At 69.9% G+C, this 26,987-nt stretch carries 24 protein-coding genes, 1 tRNA gene and 1 pseudogene; 20 read left to right on the forward strand and 6 right to left on the reverse strand.

Annotation, left to right across the window (positions count from 1 at the left end):
* The 3 genes from A7B20_RS10510 to A7B20_RS10520 form a co-directional block, all read left to right on the forward strand.
* Window positions 1-632 (forward strand): MFS transporter (locus tag A7B20_RS10510; protein ID WP_172960995.1); only part of this gene is annotated, 632 nt, incomplete at its 5' end.
* The gene (locus A7B20_RS10515) at window positions 632-1,195 is read left to right on the forward strand and encodes a DUF3833 family protein (protein ID WP_102108539.1); all 564 of its coding nucleotides are present in this window, start codon (window positions 632-634) and stop codon (window positions 1,193-1,195) included. The genes A7B20_RS10510 and A7B20_RS10515, both read left to right, overlap by 1 nt.
* Complete coding sequence (locus tag A7B20_RS10520) at window positions 1,192-1,923, forward strand: SDR family NAD(P)-dependent oxidoreductase (RefSeq protein WP_102108540.1); 732 nt, start codon at window positions 1,192-1,194, stop codon at window positions 1,921-1,923. Before A7B20_RS10515 ends, A7B20_RS10520 begins: the two co-directional genes overlap by 4 nt.
* A 4-nt stretch (window positions 1,924-1,927) precedes the next feature.
* Here the strand turns inward: A7B20_RS10520 and A7B20_RS10525 are convergent, their stop codons facing one another.
* A complete protein-coding gene (locus tag A7B20_RS10525; protein WP_102108541.1) occupies window positions 1,928-2,572 on the reverse strand; it encodes a histidine phosphatase family protein in 645 nt (214 codons plus the stop codon).
* 190 nt (window positions 2,573-2,762) lie between these two features.
* Between A7B20_RS10525 and fdhF the strand changes: the two genes are divergently transcribed.
* From fdhF to A7B20_RS10555, 6 genes are all read left to right on the forward strand, one after another.
* Complete coding sequence (fdhF, locus tag A7B20_RS10530) at window positions 2,763-5,543, forward strand: formate dehydrogenase subunit alpha (RefSeq protein ID WP_102108542.1); 2,781 nt, start codon at window positions 2,763-2,765, stop codon at window positions 5,541-5,543.
* Window positions 5,544-5,642: 99 nt separating this feature from the next.
* A complete protein-coding gene (locus tag A7B20_RS10535) occupies window positions 5,643-6,830 on the forward strand; it encodes a hydantoinase/carbamoylase family amidase (protein WP_102108543.1) in 1,188 nt (395 codons plus the stop codon).
* A gap of 133 nt (window positions 6,831-6,963) precedes the next feature.
* On the forward strand, window positions 6,964-8,949 hold the full coding sequence (locus tag A7B20_RS10540) for an AMP-binding protein (protein WP_102108544.1): 1,986 nt from the start codon (window positions 6,964-6,966) through the stop codon (window positions 8,947-8,949).
* 133 nt (window positions 8,950-9,082) lie between these two features.
* The gene (locus tag A7B20_RS10545) at window positions 9,083-9,898 is read left to right on the forward strand and encodes an ABC transporter ATP-binding protein (protein ID WP_102108545.1); all 816 of its coding nucleotides are present in this window, start codon (window positions 9,083-9,085) and stop codon (window positions 9,896-9,898) included.
* A gap of 70 nt (window positions 9,899-9,968) precedes the next feature.
* A complete protein-coding gene (locus tag A7B20_RS10550; protein WP_157937653.1) occupies window positions 9,969-10,577 on the forward strand; it encodes a hypothetical protein in 609 nt (202 codons plus the stop codon).
* Between the two features lie 231 nt (window positions 10,578-10,808).
* Window positions 10,809-11,795: a branched-chain amino acid ABC transporter permease gene (locus A7B20_RS10555; RefSeq protein ID WP_102108547.1), complete on the forward strand. Its 987-nt coding sequence runs from the start codon at window positions 10,809-10,811 to the stop codon at window positions 11,793-11,795.
* Window positions 11,796-11,816: 21 nt separating this feature from the next.
* On the opposite strand, the gene A7B20_RS10560 is transcribed toward A7B20_RS10555, so the two are convergent.
* The gene (locus A7B20_RS10560; protein WP_102108548.1) at window positions 11,817-12,122 is read right to left on the reverse strand and encodes an SHOCT domain-containing protein; all 306 of its coding nucleotides are present in this window, start codon (window positions 12,120-12,122) and stop codon (window positions 11,817-11,819) included.
* Window positions 12,123-12,319: 197 nt separating this feature from the next.
* On the opposite strand from A7B20_RS10560, the gene A7B20_RS10565 reads away from it, so the two are divergent.
* The 6 genes and pseudogenes from A7B20_RS10565 to A7B20_RS21585 form a co-directional block, all read left to right on the forward strand.
* A complete protein-coding gene (locus A7B20_RS10565) occupies window positions 12,320-13,396 on the forward strand; it encodes a branched-chain amino acid ABC transporter permease (protein ID WP_102108549.1) in 1,077 nt (358 codons plus the stop codon).
* A 117-nt stretch (window positions 13,397-13,513) separates the two neighbouring features.
* Entirely contained in the window at window positions 13,514-14,797 is a 1,284-nt protein-coding gene (locus tag A7B20_RS10570) for an ABC transporter substrate-binding protein (RefSeq protein WP_102108550.1), read from the forward strand.
* Window positions 14,798-14,999: 202 nt separating this feature from the next.
* The gene (locus A7B20_RS10575; RefSeq protein ID WP_157937654.1) at window positions 15,000-16,265 is read left to right on the forward strand and encodes a patatin-like phospholipase family protein; all 1,266 of its coding nucleotides are present in this window, start codon (window positions 15,000-15,002) and stop codon (window positions 16,263-16,265) included.
* The gene (locus A7B20_RS10580; RefSeq protein ID WP_102108552.1) at window positions 16,265-17,083 is read left to right on the forward strand and encodes an ABC transporter ATP-binding protein; all 819 of its coding nucleotides are present in this window, start codon (window positions 16,265-16,267) and stop codon (window positions 17,081-17,083) included. The genes A7B20_RS10575 and A7B20_RS10580 overlap by 1 nt, the downstream gene beginning before the upstream one ends.
* A 242-nt stretch (window positions 17,084-17,325) precedes the next feature.
* Complete coding sequence (locus A7B20_RS10585; RefSeq protein ID WP_102108612.1) at window positions 17,326-18,540, forward strand: phenylacetate--CoA ligase family protein; 1,215 nt, start codon at window positions 17,326-17,328, stop codon at window positions 18,538-18,540.
* Between the two features lie 370 nt (window positions 18,541-18,910).
* Window positions 18,911-20,188, forward strand: a pseudogene (locus A7B20_RS21585) (peptidoglycan-binding domain-containing protein); the annotation flags it as partial.
* A 408-nt stretch (window positions 20,189-20,596) separates the two neighbouring features.
* Here the strand turns inward: A7B20_RS21585 and ykgO are convergent.
* Window positions 20,597-20,722, reverse strand: coding sequence for a type B 50S ribosomal protein L36 (ykgO, locus tag A7B20_RS21590; RefSeq protein ID WP_068338904.1), 126 nt, complete (start codon window positions 20,720-20,722; stop codon window positions 20,597-20,599).
* A gap of 72 nt (window positions 20,723-20,794) precedes the next feature.
* A tRNA-Val gene (locus A7B20_RS10595) sits at window positions 20,795-20,869 on the reverse strand.
* A 151-nt stretch (window positions 20,870-21,020) separates the two neighbouring features.
* On the opposite strand from A7B20_RS10595, the gene A7B20_RS10600 reads away from it, so the two are divergent.
* Window positions 21,021-21,881 (forward strand): N-formylglutamate amidohydrolase, encoded by an 861-nt coding sequence (locus tag A7B20_RS10600; RefSeq protein ID WP_102108554.1) that lies wholly within the window; start codon window positions 21,021-21,023, stop codon window positions 21,879-21,881.
* A gap of 137 nt (window positions 21,882-22,018) precedes the next feature.
* On the opposite strand, the gene A7B20_RS10605 is transcribed toward A7B20_RS10600, so the two are convergent.
* Window positions 22,019-23,269, reverse strand: coding sequence for a DNA polymerase IV (locus tag A7B20_RS10605; RefSeq protein WP_102108555.1), 1,251 nt, complete (start codon window positions 23,267-23,269; stop codon window positions 22,019-22,021).
* Window positions 23,270-23,345: 76 nt separating this feature from the next.
* Between A7B20_RS10605 and A7B20_RS10610 the strand changes: the two genes are divergently transcribed.
* The 4 genes from A7B20_RS10610 to pepT are packed head-to-tail and all read left to right on the forward strand — an operon-like array spanning window position 23,346 to window position 26,235.
* Complete coding sequence (locus A7B20_RS10610; protein ID WP_216641193.1) at window positions 23,346-23,765, forward strand: NUDIX hydrolase; 420 nt, start codon at window positions 23,346-23,348, stop codon at window positions 23,763-23,765.
* 34 nt (window positions 23,766-23,799) lie between these two features.
* Window positions 23,800-24,696, forward strand: a complete 897-nt coding sequence (locus tag A7B20_RS10615) for an SPFH domain-containing protein (RefSeq protein WP_102108557.1) — start codon at window positions 23,800-23,802, stop codon at window positions 24,694-24,696.
* Entirely contained in the window at window positions 24,693-24,977 is a 285-nt protein-coding gene (locus A7B20_RS10620) for an NfeD family protein (protein ID WP_102108558.1), read from the forward strand. Before A7B20_RS10615 ends, A7B20_RS10620 begins: the two co-directional genes overlap by 4 nt.
* Window positions 24,978-24,987: 10 nt before the next feature.
* Window positions 24,988-26,235, forward strand: coding sequence for a peptidase T (pepT, locus tag A7B20_RS10625; protein WP_102108559.1), 1,248 nt, complete (start codon window positions 24,988-24,990; stop codon window positions 26,233-26,235).
* Here the strand turns inward: pepT and pyrF are convergent.
* Window positions 26,226-26,963: an orotidine-5'-phosphate decarboxylase gene (gene pyrF / locus A7B20_RS10630; protein WP_102108560.1), complete on the reverse strand. Its 738-nt coding sequence runs from the start codon at window positions 26,961-26,963 to the stop codon at window positions 26,226-26,228. The genes pepT and pyrF overlap by 10 nt on opposite strands.
* Between the last annotated feature and the right edge of the window lie 24 nt (window positions 26,964-26,987).

The following is a 26,987-nucleotide window of genomic DNA, read 5'->3' on the forward strand; positions in this document are numbered from 1 at the left end:
CGGGCCTGCGCGACATCCTCGCCGACGGCACCGCGCGGCGCCTGCTGCTGGTCGCGCTGCTGAACGCGACGCCGGTCGCCGTCACCTCGACCCTGTTCCTGTTCTTCGTCGAAAGCCGGCTGGAGGCGGCGGGCTGGGAAGGGCCGCTCCTGCTGCTGTTCTTCCTCGCCGCCGCCGCCTCGGCCCCGCTCTGGGGACTGGCGGCGCGGCGGCGGGGGGCGAAGCCGGTGCTCCTGGCGGGCATGGCGCTGGCCATCCTGTCCTTCGCCTTCGCCCTCGTGCTGGGCCCCGGCGACGTGCTGCCCTTCGCCGCGATCTGCGTCGCCTCGGGTGCCGCGCTCGGCGCCGACATGACCCTGCTGCCCGCGATCTTCGCCGCCCGCATGGCCCGGGTCGCGCCGGGGGCCGAGCAGGCGTTCGGGCTCTGGTCCTTCGTGTCGAAGGTCACGCTGGCGCTGGCGGCCGTGACCTTGCTGCCCGTTCTGGAGGCGGCGGGATTTCGCGCAGGAACCGACAACCCGGTGGCCGCGCTCCTTACACTCTCGGTGCTCTATGCGCTCTTACCCTGTCTCCTCAAGCTGCTGGCCCTCGCGCTGCTGGCCCGGACACCTGTCGAAGAAGGTCTGACCTGATGGACATCGCCCTGACGTTTCTTTTCGGCGTCGCCGTCGCGGCCGTGGTGGTGGCCCTCAGGGTGCGCTTCCTGTCCTTCCGCGCCCAGTCGCCGGCCGACTACGACGGCCTGTCCCCCCAGTTCGACATCCGCCGCCACCTCAGCGGCCCGATCCGCTGCGAGGGCGTGATCTACGGCCCGTTCGGCAAGGTCACGTCGCGATTCACGGCGCGGATGCAGGGCGACTGGTCGGGCGATACCGGCGTGCTGAGCGAGCGGTTCCTCTACGACAACGGCGACATCCAGGAACGGGCCTGGCACCTGCGGATTGGCAACGACGGCGCGATCCACGCCACCGCCGACGACGTGCCGGGCGCGGGGGAGGGCTGGCAGAAGGGGCCCACGGTCCTTCTGAGCTATCCCATCCGCCTGCCGCCCGAGGCCGGGGGGCACACCCTGACGGCGACCGACTGGATGTACCTGATCGGGGACGGCGTGATCATCAACCGCAGCCAGTTCCGCAAGTTCGGCATCAAGGTGGCCGAGCTGGTGGCGACCATGCGACCGGAGGACAGGGGATGAGACGTTTCGACGGCAAGCGCTACTGGATCGTGGGCGCGTCCGAGGGGTTGGGCCGCGCCGTGGCGCACCGGCTGAGCGACAGGGGTGCGTCGCTGGTGCTGTCCGCCCGCAGCGAGGACAAGCTGAAGGAGCTGGCGGCGCGCCTGCCCGGCCCGGCGGAGATCGCACCGATGGACGTGGCCGACGACGACAGCGTGGCGGCGCGCGCCGCGCAGGTGGGCGCGGTGGACGGGCTGGTGTTCCTCGCCGGCGTCTACTGGCCGCAGCGCGCCGAGGACTGGCAGACGAAGGAGGTGGCGGCGATGCTCGACGTCAACCTCACCGGCTGCGCGCGGGTGCTGGGGCAGGTTGTGCCCGGCATGGTGGCGCGGGGGCGGGGGCACATCGTGATGACCGGCTCGCTGTCCGGCTTCCGCGGCCTGCCCGGCGCCATCGGATACGGGGCGAGCAAGGCGGGGGTGATGTACCTGGCCGAGGAAATGCACGGCGAGCTGGCGCCGAAGGGCATCGACGTGCAGTTGGTGAACCCCGGCTTTATCCGCACCCGCCTGACCGACAAGAACGACTTCAGGATGCCCTTCATCATGGAGCCGGAGGAAGCCGCGAAGGAGGTCGTCGACCACATGACCCACGGCGGCTTCAAGAAGAGCTTCCCCTTCGCCTTCTCGCTGCTCTTCCGCGCCAGCCAGTTCATGCCCGACTGGCTGTATTACAAGCTGTTCTTCTGAGCCCTTACTGGTTGGTGCGCGAGTCGGCCCGGTCCGCCCGCTCCATGTGCGGCACGGCGTTGTAGCCGGCCAGCAGCATCCGGTCGCCGCGCACCCAGAAGCGGTGCACCGAGGTGTTCTCGATCGGCAGCAGGACATGGGACAGCCGCGCCGGGTCCAGCCGCAGGACATGGCGCAGGGCCATGCCGATCACCCCGGCGGAGGTGACGCAGAGCACGCGCCGCCCCTCCTGCGCCGCCGCCTTCAGCGCGCCCGTGACCCGCGATTCGAAATCGGCGAAGCTCTCGTTCCCGGCGATCTCGGCGGCGTGCCAGGCGTGCATCACCTGGAACAGGTGCTCGGGAAAATCGTCGGGGCCGGGCAGGGGGATGCCGTGCCGCTCCTTCAGGGCGTGGCCGAGGTTGAAATAGTCCATCTCGTCCAGCCCCGGCGTGATCTCGGGGGCGTCGTGGCCCATGGCCGCCGCGGTCTGGCGCTGGCGCAGCAGCGTCCCGCAGCGCACCGCGTCGAAGACCTCGCCCCGCTCGCGGAACCACTCGCCAAGCCAGCCCGCCTGCCGCTTCCCGAGGTCGGACAGGCGGTCGTAATCGGCCTCGTTGTCGGCGGCGCTGTTGGCCTGGCCGTGGCGCACCAGGACGATCTCGCCCATTGCTCTGCCTCCTGTTTGCCTCGCCTTCCCCTTAGGCGCATCGGCCGGGGGGCGCAATCGGACGGCCTGTTTCCGATCGGCGCGGCAAAATCCCGTGAGAGGTCGGAAACGGTTGGATTTACGCCGTTGGTCCCTGTCGCCTCTCCCCGGGGGCGGCGGTAGAAAGGCCCCGACGCACGGGAGACAGGCCATGGCAGAGACGATACGCTTCACACTGGACGGCACCGAGGTGGAGGCCGCAGAGGGCGAGACCATCTGGCAGGTGGCCAAGCGCCGGGGCACGAAGATCCCCCATCTCTGCTACCGCGACGAGCCGGGCTATCGCGCCGACGGCAACTGCCGCGCCTGCATGGTGGCGATCGAGGGCGAGCGGGTGCTGGCCGCTTCCTGCATCAGGAAGCCCGAGGCGGGCATGGTGGTGTCGAGCCAGGGCGCGCGCGAGACCCAAGCGCGGAAGATGGTGATGGAGCTGCTGGTGGCCGACCAGCCCGCGCCCGAGGTGGCCCACGACAGGTCCGCGCCGATGTGGGACATGGCCGGACAGCAGGGCGTCACCGAAAGCCGCTTCCCGAAGCTGGAGAAGGAGCGGATCCCGCTGCTCGACGACAGCCACGTTGCGATGTCGGTGAACCTTGACGCCTGCATCCAGTGCGGCCTCTGCGTGCGGGCCTGCCGCGAGGTGCAGGTCAACGACGTGATCGGCATGGCGGGGCGGGGGCACGACAGCTATCCGGTGTTCGACATGGCCGACCCGATGGGCGAGTCGACCTGCGTCGCCTGCGGCGAATGCGTGCAGGCCTGCCCCACCGGCGCGCTGATGCCGTCCTCGGTCGTGAACGAGGCGCAGGTCGGCGACCGCGCCGACTTCGACAGCGAGACGAAAAGCATCTGCCCCTTCTGCGGCGTCGGCTGCCAGGTGTCGGTCAAGGTCAAGGACGGCAAGGTGAGGTATGTCCAGGGCATCAACGGCCCGGCGAACGAGGGGCGGCTCTGCGTCAAGGGGCGGTTCGGCTTCGACTACATCCACCACCCGCACCGCCTGACGAAGCCCCTGATCCGCCGCGATGACGCGCCCGAGAAGGGGCTGAACGTCGATCCCGCGAACCCCTGGACCCATTTCCGCGAGGCGACATGGGAAGAGGCGCTGGACAAGGCCGCCCACGGGCTTTCCGACCTGCGCAGCTACTACGGCGGGCGCGCGGTCGCGGGCTTCGGCTCGGCCAAGTGCACGAACGAGGAGGCCTACCTGTTCCAGAAGCTGATCCGCCAGGGCTTCGGGCACAACAACGTCGACCACTGCACCCGGCTCTGCCACGCCTCCTCGGTCGCGGCGCTGATGGAGAACGTCGGCTCGGGCGCCGTGACCGCGACCTTCAACGAGATCGAGAACGCCGACGTCGCCATCGTCATCGGCGCCAACCCGACCGAGAACCACCCCGTCGCCGCCACCTTCTTCAAGCAGTTCGCCAAGCGCGGCGGCAAGCTGATGGTGATGGATCCGCGGGGCCAGGCGCTGAAGCGCCACGCGAGCCACATGCTCCAGTTCCGCCCCGGCACCGACGTGGCGCTCCTGAACGCGATCATGAACGTGATCGTCGAGGAGAAGCTCTATGACCGGCAGTACATCGAGGGCTTCACCGAGGGCTTCTTCGAGTTCCGTGACCACATCCGCGCCTTCACGCCCGAGCGCATGTCGGCGCTCTGCGGCATCACGCCGGAGATGATCCGCGACGTGGCCCGCACCTTCGCCGGGGCGAGCCGGGCGATGATCTTCTGGGGCATGGGCGTGTCGCAGCACATCCACGGCACCGACAACGCCCGCTGCCTGATCACGCTCGCGCTGCTCTGCGGCCACATCGGGCGCCCCGGCACCGGGCTGCATCCGCTGCGCGGCCAGAACAACGTGCAGGGGGCGAGCGACGCGGGGCTGATCCCGCAGGTGATGCCCGACTACCAGTCCGTCACCGACGGCGAGGTGCGCGAACTGTTCCGCCACATCTGGAAGGGCACCCAGATCGACGAGAAGCCGGGCCTCACGGTGGTCGAGATCATCGACGCCATCTACCGCCGCGAGATCAAGGGCATGTACATCCTGGGCGAGAACCCGGCGATGTCCGACCCCGACGTGGAACATGCGCGCAAGGCACTGGCGCAGCTCGACCACCTGGTGGTGCAGGATATCTTCCTGACCGAGACGGCGAACTTCGCCGACGTGATCCTGCCCGCCTCGGCCTTCCCCGAGAAGACAGGCACCGTCACCAACACCAACCGCCAGGTGCAGATGGGCCGCGCCGCCGTGTCGCCGCCGGGCGAGGCGCGGGAGGACTGGACGATCATCGTCGAACTGGCGCGCCGCGTCGGGCTCGACTGGGATTACGACGGGCCGCGGTCGGTCTTCGACGAAATGAAGATGTCGATGCGCTCGCTCCACCACATCACCTGGAACCGGCTGGAGAAGGAGGGCGTGGTCATGTACCCCTCGCTTTCGCCCACCGATCCGGGGCAGGCCGTGGTCTTCGGCGACGGCTTCCCGCGCCGGGCGGGCCGCGCCAAGATGACGCCCGCCCGCGTCACGCCGCCCGCGGAGGTGCCGAGCGACGAGTACCCGATGATCCTGACCACGGGACGGCAGCTGGAACACTGGCACACCGGCTCGATGACCCGGCGCGCCACGGTGCTGGACGCGGTGGAGCCCGAGGCCAACTGCTCGCTCCACCCCGCGACGCTGCGCCGGCTGGGGGTCGAACCCGGTGGCATGATCCGCCTGACCACCAAGCGCGGCTCGGTCGAGGTGATGGCGCGGGCCGACCGGGCGGTGGCCGAGGACATGGTGTTCCTGCCCTTCGCCTATGTCGAGGCGGCGGCGAACATCCTGACCAACTCGGCGCTCGATCCCTTCGGCAAGATCCCGGAGTTCAAGTACTCGGCCGTCCGGGTCGAGAACCCGGCGGAGCGCCTGGCGGCCGAGTAGCGCGCGGATTGCAAATCCCTGCGGGATTTGCAGCCTCCGGCGGGGATATTTAAGAAGCAAAGATGACAGGGGCTTTTCCCTGACGTCAGAGGACATGCCATGACCGAACCCGACGCCGACCGGTTTCTCGCCGATCTCCATGAGTTGCGGGGCTTCGGCGCCTCCGGCACCGGCAAGGGCGTGGTGCGCCCCGCCTACGGCGCGGCGGATGTCGCGGCGCGGGAGTGGCTGGCGGGGCGTATGGAGGAGGCGGGGCTGAGGGTGGTGGTCGACGCCATGGGCAACCTCTTCGGGCTGTCGAAGACGCCGGGGCTGCTGATCGGTTCGCATTCCGACAGCCAGCCCGAGGGCGGCTGGCTCGACGGTGCCCTCGGCGTGGTCGCGGCGCTGGAGGTGGCGCGGGCGGTGCCCGGGGTCTCGGTAGTGAGCTTCCAGGACGAGGAGGGGCGGTTCGGCGTCACCACCGGCAGCGCGGTCTGGTCCGGCGCGATGGACCTTGCGACGGCGGACGGGCTGAAGGACGCCGCGGGCGTACCGCTCGGCGAGGCGAGGAAGGCCGTGGCGCACCTGGTCTCGGGAGAGGTGGACCCCGCCCAGTTCAGCGGTTTCATCGAGATGCACATCGAGCAGGGGCCGGTGCTGGACGGCGCGGGCGAGAAGATCGGCGTGGTCGAGGCGATCGTCGGGCTTCGCTCGATGATGATCACGCTCTCGGGGCAGCAGAACCATGCCGGGACCACGCCGATGGACATGCGGCGCGATGCCTTCCAGGGGCTGTCGGCCTTCAACACGGCCCTGAACGAGGCCTTCCGGAACGTCGTGACGCCGCGCACGGTCTGGACCATCGGCCACGTGACGGTGCATCCGAACGCCACCTCCATCGTGCCGGGGAAGGTCACCTTCTCGATGCAGTGGCGCGACGGGGAGGCGGACCGGCTGGACCGGATGGAGGCGATCATCCGCGAGACCGCCGCGGCCGTGGCGGCGGAGCGGGGGCTGACGCTGGAGGTCGGGCCGCTGCTGGGGCTGGCGCCGACGGCGATGGACGGGCGGTTGCGCGGCGCGCTGGAGGCGGCGGCGCAGGAGATCGCGCCAGGGGCCTGGCGGCGGATGCCCTCGGGCGCGCTTCACGATGCGACCAACGCGGCGCGGCACATGCCGGTGGCGATGCTCTTCGTGCCCTCGATCGGCGGGATCAGCCACGACTTCGCCGAGGACACCGCCGAGGCGGACCTCGTGACCGGGCTGGAGGTGCTGGCGCGGGCGGCCGGGACGCTCGTAGGCTGAGGCGGGCGCGGGGGCGAAGTTTCTGCCCGCATCCTGCCGGAATGCTTTGACCTTTCGCCATTTCGTGCAACGATGAGGCGAGGGCCCCGCCAGAGGGCCCGCCGCGCGCGTGTCGGCACAGGGAGGAGCTTGCGTGACGCATCAGGGGGGGGCCGCGGCCCCCGACTCGTCCGATGTCCGGTCGGTTCCGGCGCTTCTGGCGCGGAACGTGGCGCGGTTCGGCGGCAAGCCTGCCTATCGCGAGAAGGAATTCGGCATCTGGCAGAGCTGGACCTGGTCCGAGGCGGCGGCCGAGATCGAGGCGCTGGCGCTCGGACTTCTGTCGATGGGTCTAGGAGTTGGGGAGCACGTCGCCATCTCCGGGCGCAACCGTCCGGCGCTCTACTGGGCGATGGTGGCGGTGCAGCGCTGCGGCGCGGTGCCCGTGCCCCTGTATCAGGACGCGGCGGCCGACGAGATCGCCTATGCGCTGGAGCACTGCGGCGCCGTCTTCGTCATCGCGGGCGACCAGGAGCAGGTGGACAAGGTGGCGGAGCTGCGCGAGGGCCTGTCCGGGCTGCGCCACACGTTCTATCTCGATCCGCGGGGGATGCGCCACTACGACCACACCGCGCTGACCGCCTATGCCGAGGTGCAGGCGGCGGGGAGGGCCGCGCGCGAGACATTGTTGCCGGAGCTCGAGGCCAGGACGGCGGCGCTGGGGCCCGACAGCACCTGCGTGATGCTCTACACCTCCGGCACCACCGGGCGGCCGAAGGGCGTGGTGCTGAGCAACCGCAACATCATCGAGACGGCGCGGAACTCGGCCGAGTTCGACGGGCTCGGGGCCAGCGACGAGGTGCTGGCCTACCTGCCGATGGCCTGGGTGGGCGATTTCATCTTCTCGATCGGGCAGGCCTACTGGACGGGGTTCTGCGTCAACTGCCCCGAATCCGCCGACACGATGATGACCGACCTGCGCGAGATCGGGCCGACCTACTACTTCGCGCCGCCCAGGGTGTTCGAGACCCAGCTGACGAGCGTGATGATCCGGATGGAGGACGCGGGGCGGCTGAAGCGGTGGCTGTTCGACCGGTTCATGGCGCTGGCCCGGCGGGTGGGGCCCGCGCTGCTGGACAGTCGGCCGGTGGGGCTTTGGGACCGGCTGCTGTACCGGCTGGGAGACCTGGTGATCTACGGGCCGCTGAAGAACACGCTGGGGTTCTCGCGGGTGCGCGTCGGCTATACGGCGGGAGAGGCGATCGGGCCGGAGATCTTCGACTTCTACCGCGCGCTCGGGATCAACCTGAAGCAGCTCTACGGCCAGACCGAGGCCAGCGTCTTCATCACCCAGCAGCCCGACGGCGAGGTGCGCTCGGACACCGTGGGCGTGCCGTCGCCCGGGGTGGAGCTGAGGATCGGCGAGAACGGCGAGGTCTACTACCGCTCGCCCGGGGTCTTCGTGGAGTACTACAAGAACGCCGAGAGCACGGCGAAGACCAAGGATGCCGAGGGCTGGGTGGCGACGGGGGATGCCGGCTTCATCGAGGCGGAGAGCGGGCACCTCCGGATCATCGACCGGGCCAAGGACGTGGGCAAGATGGCCGACGGGCACCTGTTCGCGCCGAAATACGTCGAGAACAAGCTGAAGTTCTATCCGAACATCCTGGAGGCGGTTGTGTTCGGCGCCAACCGCGACCGCTGCTGCGCCTTCGTCAACATCGACCTGACGGCGGTGGGCAACTGGGCGGAGCGGAACAACATCGCCTATGCGTCCTACCAGGAGCTGTCGCAGCATCCGCAGGTGCTGGCGACGATCGGCGCCCACGTGGCAGAGGTGAACCGCGACCTGGCGGCGGACCCGATGCTGGCGGGCTGCCAGGTGCACCGCTTCCTGGTGCTGCACAAGGAGCTGGATGCCGACGACGGCGAGATGACGCGGACGCGCAAGGTGCGCCGCGGGGTGATCGGAGAGAAATACGCCGACCTGATCGCGGCGCTCTACGGCGGGAAGGACGAGATCTATACCGAGACGGAAGTGACCTATGAGGACGGGCGCAAGGGGAAGATCCGCGCGACGCTGAAGATCCAGAATGCCGAGGTCGTCCCCGCGGGGACACGGGCGATGGCGGCGGAATGACGGGGCCGGCGCTCGCCCTGCGGGCCTCGCCCCGCCCGCCGTCCCGTAGGCGCGCCGCATCGGGGGGCTTCGCGGCCGGCGGTGGCCGGGGAGCGCGTGTTGCCGGCAGGAAAGAGCGGGGGGTGGCGCGGTGATGGCGGACGGCGCGGGGGGTGCGGTGAAGGACGGGCGGACCATCGGCGGGGTGCTGATGGACCTGAGCAACATCACTCTGCGCTTCGGCGGGGTGGAGGCGATCAAGGACATCTCCTTCGACATCCGCGAGGGCGAGATCCGCGCGATCATCGGGCCGAACGGGGCCGGCAAGTCCTCGATGCTGAACGTGATCTCGGGCTTCTACGTGCCGCAGGAGGGGGAGGTCTGGTTCCGCGGCGCCCGGCGTCCGGCGATGAAGCCCTACCAGGTGGCGCGGCAGGGGATCGCGCGGACCTTCCAGAACATCGCCCTGTTCGAGGGGATGAGCGTGCTCGACAACGTGATGACCGGGCGGCTGACGCAGATGACGGCGGGGATGGCGGCGCAGGCGCTGTGGCTCGGGAGGGCCGAGCGGGAGGAGGTCGCGAACCGGGAGCGCGTCGAGAAGGTCATCGACTTCCTCGAGATCCAGCATATCCGCAAGACCCCGGTGGGCCGGCTGCCCTACGGGCTGAAGAAGCGGGTGGAGCTGGCGCGCGCGCTGGCGGCGGAGCCGAAGCTTCTGCTGCTGGACGAGCCGATGGCGGGGATGAACGTCGAGGAGAAGGAGGACATGAGCCGCTTCATCCTCGACGTGAACGACGAGTTCGGCACCACCATCGCGCTGATCGAGCACGACATGGGCGTCGTCATGGACCTCAGCGACCGGGTGGTGGTGATGGATTACGGGCGCAAGATCGGCGACGGGACACCGGCCGAGGTGCGGTCGAACCAGGAGGTGATCGACGCCTATCTGGGGGTGGCCCATGATTGAGGCGGGATCCGGCCGTGCCCGGCCCGGGGCGCCCCTTCCGGTCCGGCGCCATGGCGGGGCGGTGCGCGCCGTGGCGGGGGTCGTGGTGGCGCTCGCGCTCGGGGGCGAGCCGGCCGCGGCGCAGGAGTCGCGGCTGGCGGCCAGCTGGACGGTGATGGTCGACGCCTGCGTCGCCTTCGCCGAGACCGGCGAGCGCGGGGTGTTCGACGGCTGGGAGACCGCCTTCCCCGGCGGCGGGGTCTGCAACGGCGATCCGGCCTGCGAGGGCGACGACATGACCTTCATCGCGCCCGGCGAATTCGGGAGCGGCGCCGTCACGGTCAGGGTGGGGCGGGCGGACTGGGTCGGGCAGCGCCATTTCGGTGGCGGCGAGGACCGGGTCGCGTCCTTTCCGGCGCATTTCTTCTGCGCGAGTGCCGAGGGGACCGCCCATGCCACCGCCGACATCCTGGCGGCGCACGAGGACTGGGTCGCGCGGGCGGTGGCCGAGGGGCGGCTCAGGCCCGCGCTCGGCTTCGTCAGTGCCGAGGCCGGGCCCTATGTCGGCTGCGGCTGGGACGGGCGGCCCTTCGTGATCGAGTTCTCGCTGATGCGTCCGGGGCCTGCCGTGTTGCGGCTGAACTACCCCGCCCGCGTGCCCGCCGCGGACGGAAGACAGTGCGCGGGGGTGGCGAGTTGAGCGGGGTCGGCGCGGTGCCCACGGAGATTTCGTGTGCGGACCCGCGGCGCGTCGGAAAAGTCCTGGAGGACTTTTCGCCAATTTCCTCGAGGAAATTGGCTTCCGGGCCGAGAGCCGTGGAGCATCGCGCGTCCCGGCGGCCGGGGCGGCGGGCGACGGTCGGGGAAGCGAAAGTCCTTGAGGACTTTCGGCAAATTTCCTTGAGGAAATTTGTGTCGGGAGGGGAGGTTCATGCCTGATCAGGTGCTGTTCGCGCTGGAGGTGACGCTGAACGGGCTGATGGCCGGGGTGCTCTATGCCCTCGTCGCGCTGGGATTCGTGCTGATCTACAAGGCGTCCGGGATCTTCAACTATGCGCAAGGGGTCATGGCGCTGTTCGCGGCGATGACGCTGGTCGGGATCATGGACGGGCAGGTTCCGTTCGAGCACCTGATCAACGTGATCTTCGGCACCGACATCCACGGCTTCGGCTGGCAGGTGCCCGCGCTCCTGGCGATCGCGCTGACCATGGCTGTGATGGTGCTGTTCGCCTGGGCGGTGAACCGGTTCGTGCTGCGCCATCTCGTGAACCAGGAGCCGATCATCCTGTTCATGGCGACCATCGGCCTTGCCTATTTCCTCGAGGGGCTCGGCGACCTGATGTGGGGGTCGGACATCAAGACGCTGGACGTCGGGCTGCCCCAGGGGCTGAACGGCTGGATCGACAGCGTGACCTTCGAGATGTTCGGCTACGGCTTCTTCATCGACAACCTCGACATCGTGGCCAGCGTCATCGCCGCGCTGCTGGTGGCGGGGCTGGTCCTGTTCTCGCAGTTCACCAAGCAGGGACGGGCGCTCCGGGCGGTGGCCGACGACCACCAGGCGGCGCTGTCGGTCGGCATCTCGCTGTCCTTCATCTGGGTTCTGGTCTGGTCGATCGCGGGGTTCGTGGCGCTGGTGGCGGGCATCATGTGGGGGGCGAAGTCGGGAGTGCAGTTCTCGCTCTCCCTCATCGCGCTGAAGGCGTTGCCGGTGCTGATGCTGGGCGGCTTCACCTCGATCCCCGGCGCCATCGTCGGCGGGCTGATCATCGGCGTGGGCGAGAAGCTGTTCGAGTTCCTGGTCGGCCCGCTGGTGGGCGGGGCGACGGAGAACTGGTTCGCCTACGTGCTGGCGCTGCTGTTCCTGGTATTCCGGCCCCAGGGCCTGTTCGGGGAGAAGATCATTGAGCGTGTCTGAGCCGGGATTTGCCCCGCCGCCTCAGGTTTCCCCGCGGCGGAACTGGGCGACGACGATGGCGGCGAGCAGCGTGACCGCGAGGGTCAGCGACAGCGAGGCGGGCAGGCCGAGGACGAAGGCGGTCCCGCCGAGCAGCAGCGGAGGCAGCAGGCAGGCGCAGAGCAGCGGCAGGACGCCGTCGGCGACGCGGTGCGGCGTCTCGGCCGAGAGGACGGCCTCGGGGACCTCTTCGAGGATCGCCGCCTTCGCGGCGGCGAATTCGCTGTCGGAAAGCTCGCCTGTCCTGTGCAGGCGGGAGAGAGTCTCGATTTCCTTCAGCAGCGACATGGTCGGGCCTTTCCGAGGGGTACACCGGGAAGATGGCCGCCAAACGGGGCGGAAACGCGGCGGGTGTCTGTCAAGTTTCCTGTTGGTTAACAGGGCCTTGCGGGGTGCGGGGCCAGACGGGCGACTGCGTGGCGCGGCGCGCCACGACACCCGCCCGCCCGGCGCCACGCCGCGGGACGCCGGGGAAGGGGGATGCGATGCTTTATCGTGAGGCCGGGGAGTTCAAGACCTCCTATGCCGAGGACAACGCGACCTTTCCGCTGAAGCTCGACCGCTGGGCCTACCGGCTGCTGCTGGTCGTGGCGGTCCTGGTGGTGCCGTTCCTGATCAACGACTACTGGGTCAACGCGGTGTTCCTGCCGTTCCTGATCTATGCCATCGCCGCGCTGGGGCTGAACATCCTCGTCGGCTACTGCGGGCAGGTGAGTCTCGGGACGGGCGGGTTCATGGCCGTGGGGGCCTATGCGGCCTACAAGCTGATGACGGCCTTTCCCGAGATCAACATCGCCTTCCACATCGTCGCGGCGGGGGCGATCACCGCCGGGGTGGGGGTGCTGTTCGGGCTGCCTTCGCTCCGGATCAAGGGGTTCTACCTGGCGGTGGCGACGCTCGCCGCGCAGTTCTTCCTGGTCTGGCTCTTCAACCGGGTGCCGTGGTTCTACAACTACTCTGCCTCGGGGCAGATCTCGGCGCCCGAGCGGACGCTGTTCGGGGTCGCGATCACCGGGCCCGAGACCCACGCCTGGGCGACCTACCTGTTCTGCCTCGCCTTCACCCTGGCCTCGGCCTGGATCGCGCGCAACCTGACGCGGGGGGCGCAGGGGCGGCGGTGGATGGCGATCCGCGACATGGACATCGCGGCCGAGATCATCGGGGTGAACCCGCTGACGGCGAAGCTGTCGGCCTTCGCGGTGTCGTCCTTCTTCATCGGGGTCGCGGGGGCGCTGTTCTTCGCCGTCTACCTCGGCGCGGTCGAGGTGGGCGAGGCCTTCGGGATCAACAAGAGCTTCCTGATCCTGTTCATGGTGATCATCGGCGGGCTGGGGTCGATCTTCGGCTCCTTCGCCGGGGCGGCCTTCATGGTGCTTCTGCCGGTCCTGCTGAAGAACGTGCTGGCGGGGGGCCTCGGCTGGCCGACGGACGTGGTGGCGCACCTTGAGCTGATGATCGTGGGGGCGCTGATCGTGGTGTTCCTGATCGCCGAGCCCCACGGGCTGGCGCAGCTCTGGCGGGTGACGAAGGAGAAGCTGAGGTTGTGGCCGTTCCCGCACTAGGGGCGGTCATGGCGCAGGACGGGTGATGTCACCCATCCTGCGTCCGAAAGGACGCGGTGGGGGGAAGCCCGCCGGGATAAGGGCCGCCGGAGCGGCTGACAAAAAGGGAGGACGACGATGAAGACGAGACTTGCAGGACTGGCGCTGGGGGCGCTGCTGGCGGTGCCCGCCGTGGCGCAGGAGCTGGTGATCCCGGACCTGAGCTATCGCACGGGGCCCTACGCGGCGAACGGGATCCCGTTCTCGGACGGCTACCAGGACTACTTCACGCTGCTGAACGAGCGGGACGGCGGGATCGGTGGCGTCAAGGTGCGGATCGTGGAGTGCGAGACCGGGTACAACACCGAGAAGGGCGTCGAGTGCTACGAGGCGACCAAGGGCGAGGGGGCGCTGGTCTATCAGCCGCTGTCCACCGGCATCACCTACCAGCTGATCCCGAAGGCGACGGCGGACGGCATACCGATCCACTCGATGGGCTACGGCCGAACCTCGGCCGCCAACGGCGAGGTGTTTCCCTGGGTGTTCAACTATCCGGGCACCTACTGGGATTCGGCCTCGATCATGGTGAAGCACGCGATGGAGGTCTCGGGCGGCAGCCTCGAGGGCAAGACCATCGCGCTGCTCTATCACAACTCCGCCTACGGCAAGGAGCCGATCCGGACGCTGGAGGAACTGTCGAAGAAGCACGGCTTCACCCTGACCCAGCTGCCGATCGACGCGCCGGGGCAGGAGCAGAAGTCGCAGTGGTTGCAGATCCGCCGCGAGCGGCCGGACTTCGTGTTCTTCTGGGGCTGGGGCGTGATGAACCAGGTCGCCGTGCAGGAGGCGGTGAACGTCCGCTATCCCATGGACCATTTCATCGGCGTCTGGTGGTCCGGGGCCGAGAACGACGTGACCCCGGCGGGTGCCGGCGCGGACGGCTACAAGTCGACGAACTTCACCGGCGTGGGCAAGGATTTCCCGATCTTCGCAGACCTGCAGAAGTATGTCGTGGACACCGGCAAGGCCGCCGGTGACGGCTCGTACCTCGGGCAGGTGCAGTACAACCGCGGCATGTACGCGGCGCTGCTGGCGGCCGAGGCGATCAAGACCGCCCAGGAGATCCACGGCACCAAGGAGATCACGCCCGCGCAGATGCGCGACGGGATGGAGGCGCTGGAGCTGAGCGAGGCCGACTATGCCGCGCTGGGCCTGCCGAACTTCGCGCCCGAGCTGAAGGTGAGCTGCCAGAACCACTCGGGCCCCGGCAAGGCGCTGATCCAGCAGTGGGACGCGACGGCCGGGAAGTGGACCGCGATCACCGACTACATCGAGAGCGACCGGGAGGTGATCGACCCGCTGATCGCCGAGGACTCCGAGGCCTATGCCAAGGAGAACGGGATCACACCGGGCTGCATGTGAGGTGCGCCGCCCCGGCTGTCCGTTCGGGCGGCCGGGGCGTCCTGCGTCTTTTCGGCAGGAAAGAGACAGGGACCGGCGTGGGATGTCGGCGCGACGCGCGTGTATCCCGCGATGGCCGTGGCCCGGTGGGGGCCGGGCGGGCGGACAGCGCCCGGGGGAAAAGGGAGGACCGACAATCCGGGGGATCCTGGCGATAGCGGCGGTGCTGGGGCTTGCGGGCTGCGCGACGCCTGTCGTGCAGGACAGCATGTGCCGGGGGCTCGTCTCGGGCACCGCGCCGTTCTCCGGCGTCGCGGTCTCGCGCGGGGCGGCGGCCTCGGCGGCCGAGGCGCCCGCGGAGGCGATGCGGCAGTCGGTGGCCGAACGGATGGCGCGCACCATCGCGGCGCGGGCCGGGGCCATGGCGGCGGGGCCCGCACCCGAGGCGGTGATCGTCGGCGAGGGGGACGGCAACGCCGCCTATGCCCGGGCGGCGGCGCCGCGGCGTGGCGCGGTGCGGGAGGTCGAGATCGACCTTCTGGCCATGACCATCGGCGGGCAGTACGGCAGCTTTTCCTCGGGGTTCCTGACCGGCTGGGGCGCGCGGAAGGTGGATCCCCGGCCCGACTTCGCGGTGGTGACCGGGGCCAGCGCCGGCGGGATCGTGGCGCCCCTGGCCTTTGCCGGGCCCGCCTTCGACGACCGCCTGAAGCTCAACACTGGGATCGGCGAGGCCGACGTGGTGCGGCGGCGCGGCGTGCTGGAGCTGCTCGGGGCCAGCTCGCTCTACTCCACCGCGCCGCTGGAGCGGCAGGTGGAGGCCGCGGTGGATCCGGCGCTGATCTCGGCCATCGGCGCGCGCTGGGCGGCGGGCAACGACCTGCTGCTCGGGGCGACGAACCTGGACGAGGGGCGGTTCGATCTGTTCGACATCGGCGCCTTCGCGGCCGACGGGGACATCCCGCTGGCCGAGAAGGAGAAATGCCTCGTCAGCGCGGTGATGGCGACAAGCGCGATCCCCGCGCTGTTCCCGCCGCGGCGGATCAACGGCGCGCTCTACACCGATGCCGGCGTGCGCCAGTCGGTGTTCCTGCGCGGGGTGCGGGACGGGATCGTGGAAAGCCAGCGGCTGCTGGGGCTGCGCGTGAAGGTCAACGCCTACGTCCTGGTCAACGGCGACCTGGCGGTGGACCCGGTCGAGACGCAGGCGGGGCTGCTGGGCGTCGCCGGGCGGACCTTCGAGCTGGTCACGGACGAGGGGCTGCGCCAGTCGCTGATCGAGACGGCGGACCTGGCCGAGGCCTCGGGCTGGCGGCTGAGGGCCGTGCGCGCGCCGGAGTTCGCCACGCTCGGCTGTCCGCGCGACGGCGCGCTGTTCTCGCCCTGCGTGACGCGGGCGCTGTTCGCCGCCGGAGAGCGGATGGCGCGCGCGCCGCGGATCGACTGGCTGAGCGCGGCGGAATTGAAACGGATTGCGGGGAGGTTCTGATGCTGGACGAGGGCGACGAGACGCTGCTGGAGGTCAACAACATCGAGGTGATCTACAACTCGGTGATCCTGGTGCTGAAGGGGGTGTCGCTGAAGGTGCCGAAGGGGGGCATCACTGCTCTTCTGGGCGGCAACGGCGCGGGCAAGACGACGACGCTGAAGGCGGTGTCGAACCTGCTGAGGAGCGAGCGGGGCGAGGTCACGAAGGGCTCGATCCGCTACCGCGGCGAGCGGGTGCAGGACCTGCCGCCCTCGGAGCTGGTGAAGCGGGGAGTGATCCAGGTGATGGAAGGGCGACACTGCTTCGAGCACCTGACGGTGGAGGAGAACCTGATGACCGGCGCCTATACCCGCGGCGACGGGCGTGCGGCGATCGAGGCGGACCTGGAACTGGTCTATCGCTATTTCCCGCGGCTGAAGGAGCGGCGGCGGTCCCAGGCGGGATACACCAGCGGCGGCGAGCAGCAGATGTGCGCGATCGGGCGGGCGCTGATGTCGCGGCCCGAGACGATCCTCCTGGACGAGCCGTCGATGGGGCTGGCGCCGCAGCTGGTCGAGGAGATCTTCGGCATCGTGCAGGACCTGAACGCGCGTGAGGGCGTGTCCTTCCTGCTGGCGGAGCAGAACACCAACGTGGCGCTGCGTTTCGCGCATTACGGATACATCCTCGAGTCCGGGCGCGTGGTGATGGACGGGCCCGCGGCGGAGCTGAGGGAGAACCCGGACGTGAAGGAGTTCTACCTCGGCATGTCGGACGAGGGGCGCAAGTCGTTCCGGGAGGTGCGCAGCTACCGGCGGCGCAAGCGGTGGCTGGCGTGAGGATTGGCCCGTTCCGGGCCGTGCCTCCGGCGGGGATGGTTGGGAAGCAAGGATGGGGGCAGGGGGACGTCGACGTCGGCCCGGCGCTCTCCGGGGTTCCCGGCGGAGCGGCGGCGCTGGATTTCCAAGGGGTTGGCGTCCTGTTATTCGATAGCAGGAGCCATGACATTGTATGACAGCGGGTCCGGGCGCCATGTGGCTGCAAGGTCCGGGGCCGCGTACCGGACCAGAGGATGCTTTCGATGCCGCTTCACTATGACGAGCGTGAAACCCAGACCGCAGATGCAAGGGCCGCGTTCCTGGCCCGGGCCTTGCCCCGACAAGTTGCATTGGCTCAGGCCCTGCCCGGATATGCGGCAAACCTGACGGGGTTTCGTGCGGAAGAGGTGTCCTCGCGGGAAGCGCTGGCCGCTCTGCCGGTCCTGCGCAAGTCCGATCTGGTGCGTGCACAGGGGCCCGGTTCGGCCCTGGGCGGGTACGCGGGGCCTCTGGCCGGTTTTTCCCATGTGTTCCAGTCGCCCGGGCCGATCTACGAGCCCGGGCAGGTGTCGGCGGACTGGTGGCGGATGGGACGCTTCCTGTTCGCCTGCAGGATCGGCGCGGGCGACATCGTGCAGAACTGCTTTTCCTACCACCTGACCCCGGCCGGCATGATCTTCGAGAACGGCGCGCGGGCGGTCGGGGCCACGGTGCTTCCCGCGGGGACGGGGCAGACCGAACTCCAGGTGCGCGCGGCGGCCGACCTGGGGGTGACGGCCTATGCCGGGACGCCGGATTACCTGAAGGTGATCCTCGACGCCGCCGAGGCCGGGGGTGTCGCGCTGTCGATCACGAAGGCCGCCGTGGGCGGCGGGGCGCTGTTCCCCTCGCTGCGGGCGGAATACGCCGAGCGCGGGATCGTCTGCCTCCAGTGCTATGCCACGGCCGACCTCGGCAACATCGCCTACGAGAGCGCGGCGATGGAGGGCATGATCGTGGACGAGGGCGTGGTGGTCGAGATCGTGCGCCCCGGCACCGGCGATCCGGTCCCCGACGGCGAGGTGGGCGAGGTCGTGGTGACGACGCTGAACCCGGATTATCCGCTGATCCGTTTTGCCACGGGCGATCTTTCGGCGGTGCTGCCGGGGGTGTCGCCCTGCGGGCGGACAAACATGCGCATCCGGGGCTGGATGGGGCGGGCGGACCAGACCGCCAAGGTGAAGGGCATGTTCGTGCGCCCCGAGCAGGTGGCCGATTTCGTGGCGCGGGCCGGGGTCGGCCGCGCGCGGGTGGTCGTCAGCCGCGAGGGACAGCAGGACGCGATGGTCGTCCAGGTCGAGGCGGAGGGCGGCGATGTGGCAGCGCTGGAGGCGGCGGTCGCCGCCACGCTGAAGCTGCGCGGGCGGGTCGAGATCGTCGCGCGGGGGACCCTGCCGAACGACGGATTGGTGATCGAGGATCGCCGAAAGTACGACTGACGAGAGAGGTATCGTGATGGGTATTGCCAGACGCTGGACGGGTGTCCTTGTCTTTGCGGCCCTGGCCGGTGCGGGCGCGCCCGGCCTGGCCGAGGAGGTGGCGCTGGTCATCGGCAACGGAGGACGGGGGGCGGAGGCGGTCGTCGACGCGGCCGCGACGCTGCGCCGGGCCGACGTGGCGGTGGTGAGCGGCGCGGCGGCGACCGCGGCCGAGCAGCGGCGTCTGCTGGCCCAGGTCGAGCAGATGGCGCCCTCGGCCGACGGGCTGATGGTGGTGCTTACTGGCCGCTTCGTGCATTCGGAGGCCGAGACCTACTTCCTGCCCGAGGACAGCGATGGCGCGGGCCTGGTCGCGGTCGGCACGCAGGCCATGGCGCTGTCGCCGGTGCTGGCGCTGCTGGCCCGGGTGCCGGGGCGCGCGCTGCTGGTGCTGTCCGAGAACGGGCGGCCGGACCAGACCGGGCCGTTCCTGCGGAGCGGGCCGGGGGCCCTGGACCTGCCCCAGGGGGTGACGCTGGTGCAGGGGCCTCCGGGAGCGGTGGCGAAACTGTTGCGCGGCACCCTGGCCGAACCGGGGGCGCGCCTTGCCGTGGCGCTGCGCGACGACGGGGCGCTGGGCGGCGAGGGCTATCTGCCCGGGGACTGGACCTTCCTCGGCGGCGCCGACCCGGGGCGGCTGCGGGCGCTGCAGGGGCAGCTCGACGCGGCCGAGCAGCGGGCACGGCAGGCGGAGCGGGACGCGCGGCAGGCGGAGGAGACGGCGTCCGCCGCCCGCGCGGCGCTGTCGGCGGCCGAACAGGCGCTGTGGAGCGATGCGCGTGACGCGGACGACCAGGCGGGCTATCGCCGCTATCTCGACAGCTTTCCCGAGGGGCGCAATGCGGCCGAGGCGCGGCGGGCCCTGGAGCAGATCCGCAACGATCCGTTCCGCGATGCGCGGATCGCCGAGGAGGCGCTGAACCTGACGCGGGAGCAGCGCCAGCAGATCCAGCGCGACCTGTCCGTGCTCGACTTCAACACGCGCGGCATCGACGGCATCTTCGGGCCCGGCACCCGCTCGGCCGTCCGTGGCTGGCAGCGGAGTCGGAACCTGCCCGAGACCTCGTACCTCGACGCCGACCAGGTCCGCCAGCTTGGGCGGGAGGCGGCGAGAAGGGGGCGCGAGTTGCGGCAGGAGGAGGAGCAGCGCCGCGCCGAGATCGAGCGCAAGGACCGCGCGCTCTGGGCCGACCTGGGGGAGGGGCGCAACGAGGCTGGCCTGCGCTCCTACCTCGAGAGCTATCCCGACGGGCTGTTCGCCGACGAGGCGCGGGCGCGGCTGCGGGAGATCGAGCGCGACCGGCAGGCCCGCGCCGGCGAGCAGGAGCGCCTGGCGTGGCGCCGCACCACGCAGCAGGACACGTCCGGGGCCTACCGGGAATACCTGCAGACCTACCCGCAGGGCACCTTCGTCGCCGAGGCGCGGGCGCGGTTGCGGCAGCTGGAACAGGCCGACAACGCCGACGTCCGCGCGGCCGAGGCGGCGGAGGCGCAGCTGGGCCTGTCCGACTTCACCCGGCGCGCGGTCGAGCAGCGGCTGGACGCGCTGGGGCTGAAGCCCGGGCAGGTCGATGGCACCTTCGATGGCGACACCCGCCGGGCGATCCGCCAGTTCCAGCGGGGGTGCGGGTCTGCCTGCGACCGGTTACCTCACGGAGGCCACGGTGGTGCGGCTCCTCGCGGACGCGGTGCGTTCGTTCCTGCAATAGGGGCGGGGGCCGGACGGGAAGGGCGCGCGGGGGGCGGAATTCTTGAGAATTCCGTCCCGCTTTTCTTGAGAAAAGCGGGGGCCGGTCCCCGGGCGCCGGTGTTCGGCGTCGTCTATTTTTTATCGCTGGTGTGGCCGATGGATCGAGGGGGGCGGAATTCTTTAGAATTCCGACCCGCTTTTCTCGAGAAAAGCGGGCAGGGACAGGGGGCGCCGGTGCACGGGATGCCGGACCGTCGCGCCGGTCAAGGGAAAAAGGCCGCGCGTCACGGGGACGGCGGCCTTCGATCTTCCGATCTGCCGGGCGGCTCAGCCCTGGCGTGCCTTGAACTTGCGCTGGGTCTTGTTGATGACGTAGACGCGGCCCTTGCGGCGCACCACGCGGCAGTCCCGGTGGCGGTTCTTCAGCGAGCGGAGCGAGTTGCGGACTTTCATGGTCCCTCTCCTCTTGTCGCGGCGCTGGCGCGCCTGTTGCAGTTCCCCGGGCCGAGCCCGGTGGCGAATTCATGGTGGGCGATACTGGGATCGAACCAGTGACCCCTTCGATGTCAACGAAGTGCTCTACCGCTGAGCTAATCACCCATTTTACCCCGTTTCCGGTCCGCCCGTGCGGGCGGAGGCGCAAGGGAACCCCGACGCCGGTTTGCGGGTCTATAAAAGGAGTCGGCGGGCTGTTCAAGGGCTTTTGGCACCTGCGTGTTTCGCTCTATAACGATTGGCAGGAGGGCGCTTCTTGGCCACGATCCCCTTTCAGCTGTTTGCACCCGAAACGCGCACCACCGGTGTCGTCTTCGCCTCGCCCCATTCCGGGCGGGACTACCCGGCCGAGCTGATGCAGGCGACGGTGCTGGATGCGCTCGCGATCCGCTCGTCCGAGGATGCCTTCGTCGACCTGCTGTTCGATTCGGCGCCGCGGGAGGGCGCGCCGCTGCTGACGGCGACGGCGCCCCGCGCCTATCTGGACCTGAACCGCGCGGCGGACGAGCTCGACCCCGCGCTGATCGAGGGGGTGCGGCGGGGCGGGCACAACCCGCGCGTCGCCTCGGGCCTCGGCGTGGTGCCTCGGGTGGTGGCGGGGGGGCGCGCGATCTATCGCGGCAAGCTTGGCCTCGACGTGGCGCGGCGCCGGATCGACGATGTCTGGCGGCCCTATCACGAGACGCTGGAGCGGCTTCTGCACGAAAGCCAGGCGGGCTTCGGCACCGCGCTGCTGGTCGACTGCCACTCGATGCCCCACGAGGCCATCGAATCGCTGAGCCGCGACCGTCGGGGCATGCCCGACGTGGTGCTGGGCGACCGGTTCGGCGTCGCCGCCTCGGCCGGGATCATGGACGCGGTGGAGGCTGTGTTCGCCGCCGAGGGACTGCGGGTCGCGCGCAACGCGCCCTTCGCCGGCGCCTTCATCACTCAGCACTACGGCCGCCCCGCCCGCGGCCGCCACGTGGTGCAGGTCGAGATCGACCGCGCGCTCTACATGGACGAGGAGCGCGTGGCGCCGCGGCCCGACTTCGCCGCCTTCAAGGCGGTGATCGACCGGGTGGTGGCGGGGATCGCCGCGATCGGGCGGGCCGATCTGCAGGTGGCGGCGGAATAGCGCACCCTCCGGGCGGCGGCGCGGGCAGGAGGGTGCGGATGCCTCCGGCGGGAGTATTTCTGCAAAGAAGAAGCCCGAGAACGCGACAGTGCAGGCGTCTTTTCTGTCCAGATCCTCCCGCTGGAGGCGTTCTCCGTCTATCGCAGGGACCGGCCCTTGAGGATCGCGGTGTCGCCGAATCGCGCGCGGATCGCGTCTGCGGCGCGCTCGGCCGATTCGCGCTTCGCGGCGCCGGGATCGAGAAGGTCGGCGGAGGCCGGGCCGCCTTCGGGGGCGAGGTCGGAAAGGCCGACGCCAAGGAGGCGGAAGGGGCCCTGGTCCCTGGCGGTCTCGAACAGGTAGCGGGCCGTGCGGTAGAGGCGGTCGGCGGTCTGGGTCGGGTCGTGCAGCGTGATCCGGCGTGACAGCAGCGAATGGTTGGCGCGCTTCAGCTTCAGCGTCACCACGCGGCCCTCGATCCGCTTCGCCTTGGCGCGGGCCGAGACCTTTTCGGCGAGGCGCCAGATGTGGCCGTCGAGGATCTCGGGGTCGGCGGTGTCCTCGTGGAAGGTGGTCTCGTTCGAGATGCCCTTGACCGGCGTGTGGGCCGAGACCGGGCGGTGGTCCTCGCCGCGGGCGAGATGCCAGAGCCGCTCGCCCATGCCGCCGAAGCGTGCGGCGAGGTCGCGGCGGTCCCAGCGGAGGAGGTCGGCGAAGGTGCGGATCCCGGCCTTTTCCAGCGATTGCTGCGACACCGCGCCGATGCCCCAGATCAGGCGGATCGGCCTGTCGTGAAGGAAGGCCGCGGTTTCCGCCCTGCCGATCAGCGAGAAGCCGCGCGGCTTGTCGAGGTCGGAGGCGACCTTGGCCAGGAACTTGTTGTGGGAGAGGCCGATGGAGCCGGTGATGCCGATCTCGTCCTTCATCCGCTTCACCAGCCGCGCGAGCATCACCGCGGGCGGCGCGCCGTGGAGCCGCGCGGTGCCGGTCAGGTCCATGAAGGCCTCGTCGAGGGACAAGGGTTCGACGGCGGGGGTGAGTTCGTCCATCAGGGCGCGGACCTGGCGGGAGACCTCGACGTAGACGTCCATCCGGCCCTTCACCACAACCGCCTCGGGGCAGAGCTTCAGCGCCTGGAACATCGGCATGGCCGAGCGTACGCCCTTGATGCGCGCGATGTAGCAGGCGGTGGAGACGACGCCGCGCCGTCCGCCGCCGATGATCACCGGCTTGTCGCGGAGTTCGGGGTTGTCGCGTTTCTCGACGCTGGCGTAGAAGGCGTCGCAGTCCATGTGCGCGATGGAGAGATCCCAGAGTTCGGGGTGGGCGGTCACGCGCGGGGAGGCGCAGGAGGGGCATCGCCCCCCGGCGTCGAAGCGGGTAAGACAGTCGCGGCAGAGGGCGGGCATGGGCTGGATCCGTGGCGCCGGGGTGCGGCAGGGTCGGCCCCCATATTCTATCGCGGAGGGCGGTGTCTTGACCACAGTGAGTTTTGCGGGGGCGAAGCTGGCGCTCCTCAGCCGGGGAAAGCTGATCACCATCCTGCGCGACGACAAGCCCGACATTCTGTTTCCCGCCCACTGGGATTTCCCCGGCGGCGGGCGCGAGGGCGACGAATCGCCCGAGGTCTGCGTGCTGCGCGAGACCCGGGAGGAGTTGGGCCTGACGCTGGGAGAGGACGTGTTCAGCTGGCGGCGGGAGTTCGACTCGTACCGTCCCGAGGAGGGGCCGGTCTGGTTCTTCGTGGCCGACCTGCCGGAGCTCGACGTCAACCGGATCCGGCTCGGCAACGAGGGGCAGTGCTGGCGGCAGATGCGGATCGACCAGTTCCTGCGCCTGAGCGACGCCGTGCCTTCCCTGCAGGCGCGACTTAGGGTCTATCTTGAGGAGGTCGGACAGGCCTAGACTGCGCGGCAGGTATTTGAGGGAGGGTGCGGATTTGAACTTCGAGACGGCGCTGCTGGATTTCGTCGGCGGCAATTTCTTCCTGATCCTCGTCGCCCTGTTCATCGTCGTCTGCGTGCTGCTGGGCGTGCGGATCGTGTCGCAGTCCGAGAAATACGTGATCGAGCGGTTCGGCCGGTTGCGCGCGGTGCTGGGGCCGGGGATCAACCTGATCGTGCCCTTCCTCGACCGGGTGGCGCACAAGGTGTCGATCCTGGAACGCCAGCTGCCCAATGCCGAGCAGGACGCGATCACCCGGGACAACGTGCTGGTCCGGGTCGAGACCTCGGTCTTCTACCGGATCCTCGAGCCCGAGAAGACGGTGTACCGGATCCGCGACGTGGATGCCGCCATCGCCACGGTGGTCGCGGGGATCGTCCGGGCCGAGATCGGGATGATGGAGCTGGACGAGGTGCAGTCGAACCGCTCCGAGCTGATCGGCAAGATCAAGGTGCAGGTCGAATCGGCGGTGGACGACTGGGGGATCGAGGTCACGCGGGCCGAGCTTCTGGACGTGAACCTGGACCAGTCGACGCGCGAGGCGATGCTCCAGCAGCTGAACGCCGAGCGGGCGCGCCGCGCGCAGGTCACGGAAGCCGAGGGCAAGAAGCGGGCGGTGGAGCTGGCCGCGGATGCCGAGCTTTACGCCGCCGAGCAGGTCAGCAAGGCGCGGCGGATCCAGGCCGAGGCCGAGGCCTATGCCACCGCCATCGTCGCCGAGGCGCTCAGGGACAACGGCATGGGGGCGGCGCAGTACCAGGTGGCGCTGAAGCAGGTGGAGGCCTTGGGGCGGATCGCCGAGAAGGCGGGCACGCAGACGGTGCTGCTGCCGTCGGACGCGGTCGATTCCTTCCGCGACGCCTTCAAGCTGATGTTCGGGAGCCGGACATGAGCTGGGCCGCCTGGTGGGTCTGGGCCATCGCGGCGGCGGTGCTGGCGATCCTCGAGGTTCTCGCCCCGGCCTTCGTGCTGCTCGGCTTCGCCATCGGCGCCGGGATCATCGCTGTGCTGTTCCTTGTCGGCGGGCCGCTGGCGGCCTGGCTTGCCGGATCGGTGCCCGCGACGCTGGTGGTCTTCGCGGTGCTCTCGCTTGCGGCCTGGGTGGTTTTGCGCAAGGTGTTCGGGGTGCGCGAGGGGCAGGTCAAGCTCTTCGACCATGACATAAACGACTGAGGGCCTTCCCATGAGAACCGATTTCGACGCCGAGCTCGAGGCCCGGCTGCTGCGCTATGCCGCCATCGACAGCCAGAGCGATGCCCGCAGCAGGACGGTGCCCAGCACGGCGATCCAGCTCGACATGCAGCGGCTGCTGGTGAAGGAACTGGAGGAGATCGGGGCCGAGGACATCGTGCTGACCGACTATGCCGTGGTGCTGGCGACGGTGCCCGCGACGGTGGAGGGCGCGCCGGTGATCGGGCTGATGGCGCATGTGGACACGGCGCCGGCCTTCCATGCCTCGGGCGTGAAGCCGGTGGTCCATCGCGGCTACAACGGCGGGGCGATCAGCTTTGCCGATGCGCCCGAACTGTCCCTGACGCCGGAACGCTCACCGCTGCTGGCCGAGAAGGTAGGGCACGACATCATCACCGCCTCGGGGACAACGCTGCTGGGCGCCGACGACAAGTCGGGCGTGGCGATCGTGATGACAGCGGCGCGGCACCTGCTGGAGAACCGCGACATGCCCCATGGCAAGGTCCGGCTGGCCTTCACCCCGGACGAGGAGATCGGGCGCGGGGTGACGCCGCGGCTGGCGAAGGATCTGGGCGCCGACTTCGCCTATACCTTCGACGGCGGCGCGCCGGGGGAGGTGGACTGGGAAAGCTTCTCGGCCGACGGGGCGACGGTGAAGGTGGTGGGCGTCTCGACCCACACCGGCACGGCGAAGGGCGAGATGGTGAACGCGCTGACGCTCTGCGCGAAGATCCTCTCGGCGCTGCCGCAGGGGACCCTGACGCCCGAGACGACCGAGGGACGCGAGGGGTTCCTCTGCGCGACCGACCTGCGCGGCGGGGCGGCGGAGGCCGAGATCACCTTCATCCTGCGGGATTTCGAGCTGGAGGGTCTCGCGGCCCATGGCGCGCTCTTGCAGAAGGTCTGCGCGGCGGTGCAGGCCGGGGAGCCGCGGGCGCGGATCACTTGCGAGATCTCGCACCAGTACCGCAACATGCGCTATTGGCTGGAGAAGGACATGACCCCGGTGCGCCTGGCCGAGGCCGCCTGCCGCGATGCCGGGGTCGAGCCGCGGTCGCGCGCGATCCGTGGCGGCACCGACGGGTCGCGCCTGACCGAGTTCGGGGTGCCCTGTCCGAACATCTTCACCGGCCAGCAGGAGCTGCACGGGCCGCTGGAATGGATCAGCGTGCAGGACATGGCGCTGTCGACGCAGGTCTGCCTGGGGCTTCTGCGGCGGGCGGTGTCCGGTCAGGCCTGATTGGGGCGGCGCGCCTGGGGCGAGGTCAGTTCGGCCACGATGGCCTCCGCCGCGCGGCGGGGGTCGGGGGCCTGCCAGACGGGGCGGCCGACGACGACGTGATCGGCGCCGTTCCTGATCGCCTCGGCCGGGGTGGTGACGCGCTTCTGGTCGCCAAGCGCGCTGCCCGCCGGGCGCACGCCGGGGGTGACGATCAGGCGGCCCGCCGCTTCGGGCAGGGCGCGGATCGCCGCGGCCTCCTGCGGCGAGGCGATGACGCCGTCGGCGCCCGCCTCCAGCGCGCGGGCGGCGCGCTCCACCACCATCTGCGGCACGTCCCCCTCCCGCATCAGCGAGGCGTCGAGGTCGGCGCGGTCGAGCGAGGTTAGGATGGTGACGGCGAGGATCTTCATGTCGCTGCCGCCCGCTCCGTTGCGGGCCGCGCGCACCACGTGGGGGTCGCCGTGAACGGTCAGGAAGTCGAGGTCGAGGGCGGCAAGCCCGCGCACCGCCGCCTCGACGGTGGCGCCGATGTCGAACAGCTTCAGGTCCATGAAGATGCGCTTGCCGTGTTCGCCCTTCAGCTCCATCGCCAGCGCCATGCCGCCGCCGGTCAGCATGCCAAGGCCGATCTTGTAGAAGCTGACCGCGGGCCCGAGCCGCTGGGCAAGCTCCAGACCGGCGAGCGCGTTCGGAAGATCGATGGCGACGATCAGGCGGTCGTCGGCGAGGGTGTGGAGTTCGGCCATTGTGCCTCCGGTCGCGGGGCATGG

It is taken from the genome of Oceaniglobus roseus (assembly GCF_002869745.1).
Lineage (GTDB): Bacteria > Pseudomonadota > Alphaproteobacteria > Rhodobacterales > Rhodobacteraceae > Oceaniglobus > Oceaniglobus roseus.